The organism is Klebsiella oxytoca NBRC 105695, assembly GCF_001598695.1.
GTDB lineage: Bacteria > Pseudomonadota > Gammaproteobacteria > Enterobacterales > Enterobacteriaceae > Klebsiella > Klebsiella oxytoca.
Map to the genome: position 1 here is coordinate 1 of NZ_BCZK01000004.1, position 12,572 is coordinate 12,572.

Annotated in this window: 9 protein-coding genes; 3 read left to right on the plus strand and 6 right to left on the minus strand. The window is 55.1% G+C overall.

Annotated features, from left to right (window positions below; genetic code table 11):
- Nucleotides 1–1,295 precede the first annotated feature (1,295 nt).
- Both KO1_RS08080 and eco read left to right on the plus strand, forming a co-directional pair.
- Nucleotides 1,296–2,402, plus strand: a complete 1,107-nt coding sequence (locus KO1_RS08080; protein ID WP_004103976.1) for an AI-2E family transporter — start codon at nt 1,296–1,298, stop codon at nt 2,400–2,402.
- 329 nt (nt 2,403–2,731) lie between these two features.
- Complete coding sequence (gene eco, locus KO1_RS08085) at nt 2,732–3,223, plus strand: serine protease inhibitor ecotin (RefSeq protein WP_004114163.1); 492 nt, start codon at nt 2,732–2,734, stop codon at nt 3,221–3,223.
- 45 nt (nt 3,224–3,268) lie between these two features.
- Here eco and mqo read toward each other — a convergent pair whose 3' ends face one another.
- On the minus strand, nt 3,269–4,903 hold the full coding sequence (gene mqo / locus KO1_RS08090) for a malate dehydrogenase (quinone) (protein ID WP_004103978.1): 1,635 nt from the start codon (nt 4,901–4,903) through the stop codon (nt 3,269–3,271).
- A 279-nt stretch (nt 4,904–5,182) separates the two neighbouring features.
- On the opposite strand from mqo, the gene KO1_RS08095 reads away from it, so the two are divergent.
- Nucleotides 5,183–6,430, plus strand: a complete 1,248-nt coding sequence (locus KO1_RS08095) for a SulP family inorganic anion transporter (protein ID WP_004103980.1) — start codon at nt 5,183–5,185, stop codon at nt 6,428–6,430.
- Here KO1_RS08095 and mgtE read toward each other — a convergent pair.
- From mgtE to apbE, 5 genes are all read right to left on the minus strand, one after another.
- Nucleotides 6,393–7,829, minus strand: coding sequence for a magnesium transporter (gene mgtE / locus KO1_RS08100; RefSeq protein WP_004103983.1), 1,437 nt, complete (start codon nt 7,827–7,829; stop codon nt 6,393–6,395). The genes KO1_RS08095 and mgtE overlap by 38 nt on opposite strands.
- Before the next feature lie 168 nt (nt 7,830–7,997).
- Nucleotides 7,998–9,641 (minus strand): multidrug ABC transporter permease/ATP-binding protein, encoded by a 1,644-nt coding sequence (locus tag KO1_RS08105; RefSeq protein WP_004103985.1) that lies wholly within the window; start codon nt 9,639–9,641, stop codon nt 7,998–8,000.
- A gap of 76 nt (nt 9,642–9,717) precedes the next feature.
- On the minus strand, nt 9,718–10,368 hold the full coding sequence (gene alkB / locus KO1_RS08110; protein ID WP_004103987.1) for a DNA oxidative demethylase AlkB: 651 nt from the start codon (nt 10,366–10,368) through the stop codon (nt 9,718–9,720).
- Nucleotides 10,368–11,432, minus strand: coding sequence for a bifunctional DNA-binding transcriptional regulator/O6-methylguanine-DNA methyltransferase Ada (gene ada, locus KO1_RS08115; protein WP_016809064.1), 1,065 nt, complete (start codon nt 11,430–11,432; stop codon nt 10,368–10,370). Before ada ends, alkB begins: the two co-directional genes overlap by 1 nt.
- 72 nt (nt 11,433–11,504) lie before the next feature.
- A complete protein-coding gene (gene apbE / locus KO1_RS08120; protein ID WP_047720823.1) occupies nt 11,505–12,557 on the minus strand; it encodes an FAD:protein FMN transferase ApbE in 1,053 nt (350 codons plus the stop codon).
- Nucleotides 12,558–12,572: the final 15 nt, after the last annotated feature.

Here is a 12,572-nt window from a genome sequence, read left to right on the forward strand (position 1 = left end):
CCCGGGCAGGATTTGCCCGCATGCCCGGGTCTGGCGCACTCCTTCTGCAGCACGGGTACAGACAGGATTAAGTTGGCGTTGCGGCACGACGGGGTTTTCACAGGAATCTCTCTTTATCGTTTGCGGGCACGCTACCGCCCGTCGCTGCTTACTTACCAAAGCGCATCAGGCCTGACAGGCTGATTGTGTGTTTTTGCCAGGTTCGCGCATTTCATCAGCTAACGCTTCTGACCACCCAGGGGCTTTTAAAATATTTCCAGGTTATTTCCTGAAAAGTAGCGTTATTAAGAAGCCAGCAATTAGAGCGGCGTCGCCAGCATGGCGCGATGTTACGATCTCTTCGACCAGCTATTTCCTGATTAAAGTCTTTAATACAGGCAACATTCAGCATCAACTTTTATTCCGAACCGTCCCTGCCAGCATATTTTGCACGCTGAAGATTATGTCCGGGACAAATTAAAATAGCCCGACATTGAAATAATTTTTATTGATAATGATTTTTTCTCCTTCAGAGAATAAACGGCTGCTGTATTACGACTGACAATCGCTGGTGGTTAGAAGTTTTAGTCGTAGATCGACACTCCTCTGTACGCCACCGATATACAGTCTTAAGGGTAAATTAATACGTTAACCCGGCTTTTATTCTGAGTCGTAGCGGCCATAGCAATCTCTTCTGAGGGACCTTAGAGAAAAATAATGAATAGCCTGAATAAAACCATAGTAGAACAAAGTATTGTAACAGGTCAACCAGTAAGCCTCCCGCTTTTAACCAGGGTTTCAATTAAGAAATTCAACTCTCAGTAAAAAATTACTAATAATTCATTCTGCGTAATGACTAAATTCATAGCAGACGTATGAATAAACTTTGCATTCATATATAAATAAAACCATTTAATTGATATAAATCAATGCACTCTAGGGATAACAATTATTCCTGGAACTGAAAACACTCTGCACAATCAATAGAAGTTTAAATATTTTCATGCATACCCGCTGTAAGGGAATAATAATAGTGGGTATTAATATCGTGATAATAATGGAAAGAGAATTTAATATAAAAGAGCCAAATAATACCTGGCAGTCTCAGCGGCTGATTACTCGTCCTGGCGAGCCGGACAGAGAAAGCGAGAACAAAAATAGCGCGAATCCATTCTGCCGGTGTGTTTAAAGTATGAGCAGAAATGATATCTCCCATCAATACAGCTCTTCTACACATCGCCGCAGCAGCTATGATTGTAAATTGCCGAGAAACTTCTATTATTTGACTGTACACGTCATTTTTCTGAAGGATTTACATGAGAGTTAATGGACTTACGAAAGGATTTTTCATCCTGATCGTGCTGATCGTCACCCTGGCTTTTTTCGACGTTCTCTCCCCCTATTATTCAGCCATTTTATGGGCGGCCATTCTGGCGGTGATCTTCCACCCGGTGAAAAACAAACTGCGCGATCGGCTCGGCGAGCGCAACGGCCTGGCGGCGCTGCTGACCATCGTCATTATCTGCCTGATTGTCTTTACCCCGCTGGCGATCATTCTTTCGTCGCTGGCCTTCGAGCTCAACGTGGTTTACACCAAACTGCAGCATAATGACACCCAGTTCCCGACCGTGGTAGCCAGCCTGTTTGCTCATCTGCCGGAATGGGCCAGGAGCTTCCTTTCTGAGCATAATCTCGATAGCGCGGAACAGATTCAGCGCCAGCTTTCAGACGTAGCGCTGAAAGGAGGCCAGTACCTGGCCGGTAGCGCATTCTTGATTGGGAAAGGGACCTTCGGCTTTACCGTCAGCTTCGGCATCATGCTTTATCTGCTGTTTTTCCTGCTCAAAGATGGCCCGTATCTGGTCAGACTGATCCTTGAATCCCTGCCGCTATCGAATCACGTGAAGCAGCATCTTTTTGCTAAATTTGCCGCCGTCTCCCGGGCGACGGTAAAAGGCACCGTCGCGGTGGCGCTTGCGCAGGGCGCGCTTGGGGGACTGGCGTTCTGGATCGTGGGGATTGATGGCAGCATCCTGTGGGGCGCCCTGATGGCGTTTCTGTCGCTAATCCCGGCGGTGGGCTCGGCGATTATCTGGGTTCCAGCGGCAATCTATCTCTTCGCGACCGGCCAGCTCTGGCAGGGCGCGTTTATCGTCGGTTTCTTTGTGATCATCGTAGGTCTGGTGGATAACATTCTGCGACCTTTACTGGTTGGTAAAGATACCAAAATGCCGGACTACCTGATCCTGATCACCACGATCGGCGGAATGGAAATTTACGGCATCAATGGTTTTGTTATCGGCCCGCTGATCGCCGCGCTGTTTATCGCCTGCTGGAACCTTCTCTCCGGACGCGATCACGCTGGAAACATTGATGAGCTTGATGAAGATTTCCTCGAAGAAGGTAAAAATCACGAAGAGTAGCAGCGCTGTATTGCAGCGCTTTACAGGTAAAATGTTGCCATCCCGGCAGGTGGCGATCGGCGTTTTATCTGAGCGGTAAATGAGTAAAAACAGCGCGGGACAGCAAAACGCAGGGGGGCACCCCCTGCTCGACTGCGATGAAACCCCGTTCTCAGCGCCCGTCTTAAACCGAGACGTTAAGCTTATGGGAAGTAGTTAACGACTACGCTCCCTCTCATAAACAGAATTTATAACTGCTATTTGTGAAAATTTTGGTAAATTGCACTTATCATTCAGCGGATAAATGCTACTCTTATGCCGTTGAGGATTGATAACAAAGGATTACCCACGTGAAAAAAATCACTACGTTCGCCGCTTCCATGCTGGCTCTTGCCTGCGTTTCCGCCAGCGCCGTTGCAACTGAACAGCCGCTGGAAAAAATCGCTCCCTACCCTAAAGCGGAGCAAGGGATGAAGCGTCAGGTGATTCAGTTGCCGCAGCAGCCGGATGAGTCAACGCTAAAAGTGGAGCTGATGATTGGCCAAACGCTGGAAGTCGACTGCAATCGTCATCGTCTTGGCGGTCAGCTGGAAAGCAAAACCCTTGAAGGCTGGGGCTACGACTACTACGTATTTGATAAAGTGACTTCCCCCGTCTCGACCATGATGGCCTGTCCGGATGATAAAAAAGAGAAGCAGTTTGTGATGGCAGGTCTGGGCGATGCGGGAATGCTGCGTTACAACAGTAAGCTGCCAATCGTGGTTTATACCCCGGCCAACATCGATGTGAAATATCGTATCTGGAGAGCGGACGAAACCATCGGCACGGCCGTTGTGCGTTAATCCCTGTACGAGTGAATCCGGCGGCCTGAGCCGCCGGAGAAAAAGTTAGAGCGCAATATCAGCGACCGGTTTACCTTCCGGCAGCGGCTTCAGCTCCGCCTGCGGTACCTCATCAGCCACCGTAACCGGCTCGTAGTGCAGTTCCAGCACTTCGCTGGTCCACGCCAGCGCCTTTTCAATTTCCGCAGCGTTGCCGTCCAGACGCGTACCGTAGCTTGGTATAATCGCTTTCAGTTTCGCCTGCCACTCCGCTGAGTTGACCTTCTCTTTGAACACTTTTTCCATGAGCTGCAGCATAATCGGCGCCGCAGTGGACGCTCCCGGCGAGGCGCCCAGCAGCGCGGCTACGGTGCCTTCGTCATCGCTGACGACCTCGGTACCGAGGCGCAGAACGCCGCCCTTCTTCTCATCGCGCTTGATAATCTGCACGCGCTGGCCAGCCTGCCATAAGCGCCAGTCTTCTTTGCGCGCTTCCGGATAGTATTCACACAGCGCCGCGTGACGATCTTTGTCCTTTTGCAGCACCTGGCTAATCAAATACTTCACCAGATCGAAATTATCCAGCCCCACGTTGAGCATCGGCATGATATTCGAGGTGTTGGTCGAGGCCAGCAGATCCCAAAGCGAACCGTTTTTCAGGAAGCGGGTCGAAAAAGTTGCGAACGGCCCAAACAGCACCACGCGTTTGCCGTCGATAATACGGGTGTCGATGTGCGGAACCGACATCGGCGGCGCGCCAACCTCGGCCTGACCGTAGACTTTGGCCAGATGGTGATTAACCACTTCCGGGTTCTCACACACCAGGAACTGTCCGCCGACCGGGAAGCCCGCGTACTCTTTAGCCTGCGGAATACCGGTTTCCTGCAGCAGGGTTAGCGCGGCGCCGCCGGCCCCGATAAAGATAAATTTAGCCTTGATAACCCGTTTCTGGTGGCGGTTGTTCGCATCCGCCAGCGTAACGGTCCAGCTTTTGTCGGCGTTGCGCTTAAAACGGCGCACCACGGTCCCCAGCTGGAGAGAGAAATTATCATGGGTTTGCAGCCCGGCGATCAGCTGACGGGTGATTTCGCCGTAATTCACGTCGGTACCCACCTCCGAGCGGGTCGCGGCCACCTTCTGCTGCGGATCGCGTCCTTCCATCACCAGCGGAGCCCACTCTTTTATTTGTTGATGATCTTCAGAGTAGCGGATACCGCGGAACAGCTCGCTTTGTTGTAAAGCCGCATATCGAGCGCGCAGGAAGTTAACATTGTCTTCGCCCCATACGAAGCTCATGTGCGGCACGCTGTTAATAAAGGATTTAGGCTTTTTCAGAATGCCCCGGGTCACCTGATGGGCCCAGAACTGACGAGAAATCTGGAAGGATTCGTTGATGTCGACCGCTTTATCGATGTTGATACCGTTAGCGGTTTGCGGCGTATAGTTCAGTTCCATCAACGCCGCGTGGCCGGTACCCGCGTTGTTCCATCCGTTCGAGCTCTCTTCCGCCACGCTGGACATCTGCTCGACCATGGTAATAGACCAATCCGGCTCCAGTTCCTGCAGCCAGGTTCCCAACGTGGCGCTCATGATGCCGCCGCCAATCAACAATACATCCGTCTCTTGCTCATGGCGGGTGTTGGTCCGAGTGTTATTGGAACCAACCGCCTGTGAGCTGGGTACGGCCATCTTTTTCTTCATCGGATTTGAGCCTTACTTTACTCGCTTTTTTATTTAGCGCAGGTGAAACGATTCTCGGCTTCAAAGGTAACACTGAAGAAAAAAAATTTAAATATTGTTTAAATTTTAAGTTGAGTTTTGAGATCTGTTATAAAAATGTTTAATAAATGTGTATCATAAATCACATTTTGTACTGGTATCAGAGGCGCTTCCGCGCTATTATCCTCGGTTTTGTGACCGACCGCACGTAACCAGCGACCGATCATGGCCCAAATTTTTTAAATTCTGCGAAATTTTTTTATGCCCCCTGTTTCTGATTCCGCTACCTCCAGCAACGCTGGCGCATTAGGCCAGATCCTGCGCTCGCCCGCGCTGCTGACGCGTGAAACGCTGGCGGGCGTACTCACCGCACTGGCGCTAATCCCCGAGGTCATCTCCTTCTCGGTTATCGCTGGCGTTGATCCGAAAGTCAGCCTGATTGCCTCCGTAGTGCTGTGCCTGGCGATGTCGGTTCTCGGCGGCAGACCAGCGATGGTCACCGCCGCCGCCGGTTCGGTAGCGCTGGTGATTGGTCCGATGGTGCATCAATATGGCGTCGGCTACATTCTCCCGGCGGTCATAATGGCCGGCGTTATTCAAATTTTGTTTGGCATTTGCGGCATGGCGCGCCTGATGCGCTTTATTCCGCAGCCGGTGATGACCGGTTTTGTTAACGCGCTGGGTATTCTCATCTTTTTTGCCCAGGTACCGCATTTCTGGAGCAAGCAGCCGCTGATTATCGGCCTGTTCGTGTTAACGCTGCTGATTGTGCTGTGGGCGCCGCGCTATATAAAGGCAATCCCTTCTCCGCTCATCGCTATCGTACTGCTGACGCTGTTTACCGTTTTCAGCGGCCAGCTGCTGCCGACCGTCGGCGATGAAGGCTCAATGAGCGGCGGACTACCGGGGTTAACCAGCCTGATAGTTCCTCTGAATTTAACCACGCTGCACATCATCTGGCCCTGCGCGCTGAGTATCGCTTTTGTCGGCCTGATGGAGTCGCTTCTGACGGCAAAGCTGGTGGATGATTTAACCCAAACGCCTTCCAGCAAAGCGCGCGAGAGCGCGGGTCTGGGCATCGCCAACATTCTCGCCGGGTTCTATGGCGGTATCGCCGGGTGCGCGATGATCGGCCAGACCATCGTTAATGTTGAAATGGGTAAAGCGCGCAGCCGCGTGTCGACCGTTGCCGCAGGCCTGGTGCTGCTCCTGCTGGTGACTGCCTTAAGCGAAGTGATGGCAAAAATCCCGATGGCCGTGCTCGCCGGGGTGATGGTGATTGTCGCGGTGAAGACCTTTAGCTGGCACAGTATTCGTCCGGCTGAGCTGGCGCGCAATCCGTGGCCGGAAACGCTGGTGATGCTGGTGACCGTCGGCGCAACCGTCGGCACCAGCAATCTGGCAATCGGCGTTCTGGCAGGGCTGATCTCAATGGCACTAATCCCCCGCCGTCTGCGGACTCAAGCGCAGGCTACATCAGAAAAAGCGTCGCCAGCCCAAGAAAAATAAAGAATCCGCCGGTGTCGGTAATCGCGGTAATCATTACGCTGGAGCCGACCGCCGGGTCGCGTCCCAGCTTGACCATAACCATTGGGATAATGACGCCCATCATTGCCGCCATCAGTAGATTGAGCATCATCGCCAACGTCATCACGCCGCCCAGTTGCGGATCGTCGTATAGCCACCAGGTGATAGCCCCCATGATCCCGCCCCAGACGATCCCATTGATCAGCGCAACGCCCATCTCGCGCAAGATCAGGAAGGTAAAACTTCCCGGCTGAATATGCTGTAACGCCATTGCCCGCACGATCATGGTGATCGTCTGGTTGCCCGTGTTGCCGCCAATCCCGGCGACAATCGGCATTAGCGACGCCAGCGCCACCAGTTGGGAAATAGTATGTTCGAAGCCATCGATCACGCGGGAAGCGATAAACGCGGTGCAAAGATTCACCGCCAGCCAGGCCCAGCGGGTCTTCACCGCTTTGCTCACCGGCGCAAACACGTCGTCATCGTTGCTCAGGCCGCCCATGCGGCGTAAATCGTTATCCGTCTCCTCATAGACCACGTCAACGATCTCATCAATGGTTAAACGTCCCATCAGCTTGCCGTCGGCATCAATCACCGCGGCGCTAAGTAAGTCATCACGTTCAAAGGTACGCGCCACTTTCTCCGCGTCTTCGTGCGGCTGGAAGGTCACCGGATCGCCTTCCATCACTTCCCCTACCCGCTTCTGCGCATCGTTAAGCAGAATGGTTTGCAGCTCGAGTTCGCCGAGCAGCAGCTTATTGCGGGTGGTCACAAACAGTTTATCGGTATTCTCCGGCATTTTACCCAGTCGCCGCAGATAGCGCTGCACCGCTGCGAGAGTCGCTTCCGGACGAACGGTAATGACCTCAAACTCCATGATCGCGCCGACGGTATTGTCGGCGTAGCGCATCATCTGGCGAATACGCGCGCGCTTATCCGCAGGCAGGGTGGCCAGTAAACGTCCGGTCAGATCGCGGGGCAAGTGCTGTAGCAGGTAAACCTGTTCATCGATATCGAGATTTTGCAGCGCGAACAGCAGATCGTGATCGCTCATCTCTTCGATGAGGTCGCCCCAGACGCTTTCCGACGCCTCCAGCAGCACTTTGCCGCGCTTGTCATCGGCGACCAGCCGCCAGAGCGCGTTGCGCGCATCATAGGGCAGCGCTTCGAGCGCATCGGCAAGATCCGGCGGCGGCAGGTGTGAAACCAGCATTTCCACTTCCGCCAGATCGTCGGCCAGGGTACTGTCATCGTAGCGTTCAGCGAGGGTTAATTTACCCAGCAGTGAAGATGTGACGGCTTTATCGGTGCTCAGGAGCCAAATGAGGCGGGCGCGCTCTTCATCGCGCAATCTGGCGCTTTTTTTGTGCAAAACGGACATCGGTCAGGCAATCCTTGTAAAAATATCTGTCAGACCAGCAGGCCGGAAGCCTTAAGCATAGCGCGAGGAGGCGGAAATAATAACCGCTATGAATTCGGTCGACGGAAAAAACAGCAGCCTGCAGATACCCCGGAGGTCGACTGACGCCTCCGGGACGGCGTAAACCGATCAGGCGGTACGGGCAACCGCATCGCGGGTCGCCAGTTCGCGCTCATTTCCGGTCAGCTCTGAGAGCTGGCCGCCGCGCATTTCCAGCAGCCTGTCGGCGTGCTGAAAGTAGTGATCGTCATGGCTGATGGCAAAGAGGGTTTTGCCCATCTCCTTCATCAGCGGCAGCAGCACCTGATAGAATTCGCGGCGGAAATGGGGGTCCTGATCTGCCGCCCATTCATCCAGCATGATGATATCTCTGTCTTCTGCTAACGCCAGCAGCAGCGCCACGCGCTTTTTCTGCCCTTTTGACAGCTTCAGGTCGAGAATTTTGCCATCGTCCAGCCGTAGCTTATGATTCATTTGCAGATAGCCCAGCCACTTCTCCACCAGTGCCGGATCGGCCGCCTTCCCTTCCGGTCCCAGCAGCCTGTCGAACAGCCAGACGTCGGTAAAGACCGCCGAGAAAAGCTTGCGGTAATCTTCCGGCTTATCCGCCGCCATCGGCTGCCCGTCAACCAGGATCTGCCCAGAAACCGGCTGATACAAACCGGTCAGCAGCATGGCCAGCGTCGATTTTCCGCTCCCGTTGCCGCCAATCAGGAATACCAGCTCGCCGCGCCTGAGAGTCAGATTAATCGGCCCGACCGCAAAGCTGTTGTCGGGATAATGGAAGGTAATATCGCGCAGCTCGAGCGTCTGCCAGTGGGGGTACACCTGCGCCTGCGGGAATTCAGCGCGGTAGGGCGCGAGCGAAAACTTATTCAGCTTATTGAATGCCACCTGAGCGCTGAGCAGAGTCGGCAGCGCGCCAACCGCAGAGAGCAGCGGCGTGCGCAGGAAGAGCAGCGTCAACGAATAGGTGGCCGCCACCGCCGTATCGGCCCAGCCCAGGCTGTTAGCCATCCAGAAGACCAGGCCAATCGCGCCCAGCATCATAATATTCGACCAGTTGACCGCGCTCAGATGGAAGGTATCGGCGCGGACAATATGGTGGCGGTATTCGCGCGCGTCCGGGAGATAGAGCTGATTAAATACATATTCAGCGCGCTCGCGATTAAGGGTGAGCTCTTTGCGTCCTTCGAGAACCGTTTGATAATCGTGATACAGCTTATCTTCGGTTTCGCGCAGCGAGGCCATGTGCTTGTAGACCCGCGACACCAGCACAAATCCGCCCCAGATGGTTAACGCCAGCCACAGCGCGGTAACCAGCATCATTTTTCCTGACAGCCAGGCCAGATAAGCGGCGGAACCAAAGGTCAGAATAATCCCCTGTACCAGCTCCGGCAGACGCACGAAAGCAATGGTAATGTTGCGGATGTCGCTGGTTAACCCGGCCAGCAGCGACGCGCTGCCGATTTTCTCGATCTTCTCAATTTGCGTATCCAGAATGCGCTTAATAAATTCCCCGCGCAGGCGATAAACAAAATGGTGGCCGAGCGTAGTAAGCGCCAGTTGCGAGCCAAGGGTGACCGCCATCAGCAGCAATAATAGTCCCAGAAATTCCGGCAGTACCGTCAGGGAGGTATCGACGATAGTTATCAGGCGCAGGTTAATAAAGGCGATAAGCCCAATACCCAGCGCCGCGCTCAGCAGGCTCAGGGCAATGACGGAGATAAACGGCCAGCGGTACTGACGCCAGACAAGAAGAAGAAGTTCCATAACGCGTAATCCGGGCAAGCAAAAACAGCCAGCAGTTTAAACTGCTCGACGATGACAGCAAGAATAATTCTTATTTTTATTCTTTATTCCCTGCCAGGCGGAAAGTGAGATTGTAGCGACAGGAGCCGGTATCCGGATGAACACCCTCTTTTAGCGGCTGAATGCCGTGGTAAAACAGCCGTGATTCGCCGCCCCAGACCACCACATCGCCGTGCTCCAGCAGCACCCGCTGTAGCGGATCGCTACGCCGCAGGCCGCCAAACTGGAATATCGCCGGCAACCCCAGCGAGACGGAGACGATCGGCGCCCGCAGGTCGCGCTCGTCTTTATCCTGATGCAGCGACAGCTTTGTGCCGGGCTGATAGCGATTAATAAGACACGCATCCGGGGTAAAGTGCGCATAGCCGCCCGCCGCCGCCGCCTCTGAGGCCAGCTCGCGGAAAAGCGGCGGCATCTGCGGCCAGCGCTTTTCCGTCAGCGGATCGTCGCTGGCATAGAGATAGCCGCGCGCGTTCGTGGTCCAGCCCAGCTCGCCACAGTTAGTCATCGCCACCGACATCGTATAGCCGCCGGGGGTAACCATCTGACGAAAAGGCGAACGATGGGCAATATCGGTGATTGCCTGCAAAAGCGCTGGCGCGCGTTCACGGGCGTAGCGGCGCAAAATTATCGCCCCCGGAGCCAGTTGCTCCTGCCAGGGCGGCGTATCGGCAAAAAGATCGAGCATTATGTCTCCTCGTATTGCGCTTCTCGCGCCAGCAGCAGCGCCTTACGCGCCGTTCCCCAACGATAGCCGGATAGCGCCCCACCCTCGCGAACCACACGATGACACGGGATAACCAGCGCCAGCTTATTGGCGGCACAGGCGCTGGCCACCGCCCTCACCGCGCGGGGACGCCCCATACTTTGCGCCACCTGGCGATAGCTGCGGGTCTCCCCCGCCGGGATCTGGCGCAGCGCCTGCCAGACCTGAAGCTGGAAAGCCGTGCCGCGCAGATCCAGCGGCAAAGAAAACGGCTGGCGATGATCGTTAAGATGAGAAAAGACCTGCGCAACCCGCAGGCGAAAGACTTCATCGCCTGGATGCAGTCGCGCATTGGGGAACAGGCTGGCTAATTGATCATACAGCGAGCTGTCGTTATCTCCCGGTAGCACGGCACAGATTCCCCGTTCGCTCTCAGCCACCAGGCAGCGCCCCAGCGGCCCGTCGCCGCATACCCAGGTAATGTCCATATTCTCACCGCCGCGGCGAAACTGACGGCCGGTCATCCCCAGCGCGGCGTCAGCCTGCTGATAGTAGCTGCTATTATCCGGGAAACCGGCGGATAGCGCCGCGTCGGTAATTTTCGCCCCCTGCCCTAACGCTTCGCGTAAACGGCGAGCGCGCCAGGCCTGTTGCCAGGCTTTGGGGGTCATACCGGTCACGGATTTAAAGAGGCGGTGAAAATGAAAGGGGCTAACCGCAAGCTGGCGTGCCAGTGCTTCCAGCGTGATCGGCGTCTCCTGCTCCAGCAGACGGCAGGCGGCAGCGACTTTCTCTACCTTCTGCTGCTGCGGATCGCTGTTTTCCGGCTGGCAGCGTTTGCACGGGCGAAAGCCTGCCGCCTGCGCGGTATCGACATCAGGATAGAAGCGAACATTTTCCCGCAGCGCGCGACGAGAGCGGCAGGACGGACGGCAGCAAACGCCGGTAGTCAGCACGGCAAAAACGAACTGACCATCGGCGCCGGTATCGCGTTCGCATACTGCCTGCCAGCGGCGCTCATCGTTATCAAACATTATCGGTTTCATCACGGACTCCTGCTGTAAGTGTAACTTCAGTCTGGGCCGAAGTCCGTTAGCAAAAACCCGAAATCTTGCGGTTTAATTTTTCTCGCCAACCAGGAAAGCGCGGAACTGCGGAGACATCCAGGTTTTAAACCCCTCCCCCTCTTTGACAATCATATAGACCGCCAGCCCCTGTTCACGCACCACCTCCTGCGCTTTTTCCGGCCCCAACACCATCAGCCCGGTATCCCAGCCATCGGCTTCCAGGGCCGTCGGAGCGATAACGGTCACCGAAACCAGCTTGTGATCGATTGGTCGCCCGGTTTGCGGATCGATGACGTGCGAGATGCGCTTGCCGTCCAGCTCATAGTAGTTGCGATAGCTGCCCGAGGTACTGATACCGTGGCCGTTAATATCGACGATCGCCTGTACCGCATTTTCGCGATCGGTCGGTTTCTGGATCGCGACCCGCCACGGTTGACCTTCGGCATTCATGCCCCGGCTCACCAGCGCCCCGCCCACCGAGACCAGGTAGCGCGAGATCCCCTCCTGTTCCATCAGGCGCGCCAGATGATCGGCAGCGTAGCCTTCACCGACGGTGGAGAGATCGACGAACAGATCCGCAATGTCTTTTTGCAGATACTGCCCGTCGGCCCGGTTGATCACCGTCAGATGCTGTAAGCCGCTACGCGCTTTGGCATCGGCAATCTGCTGCGGATCCGGCGTTTTTACCGGCTGTTTGTCCGGGCCAAAGCCCCATAAATTGACCAGCGGCCCGACGGTAATATCCATAGCGCCGTGAGTTTTAGCGCCAATTCGCAGGGACATCGTCACGATATCCGCCATCGCCTCGCTGACCGGCCAGGGCGATGTCTCCGGCGAATGGTTAAAGCGCATCAACGCTGAATCGTTCTTCCAGGTGGAAAGCAGAAGATCGTCAGCATCCAGCTGAGCCTGAACTTTCTGACGCAGCGCCTCGGCCTTCGCCTGATCAAGGTCTATGACGCTGACCCGCCAGAATGTGCCCATGGTTTTACCGTCCAGTACGGTAGCGGCGGATTTTGGCGTCTGGGGAGAAGTGGCTGAATCACAACCTGAAAGTAATACCAGGGCCCCGAACAGGGCGGCGCGGAAAAATGTCATGTCCATAAAATTGGCTTCCTC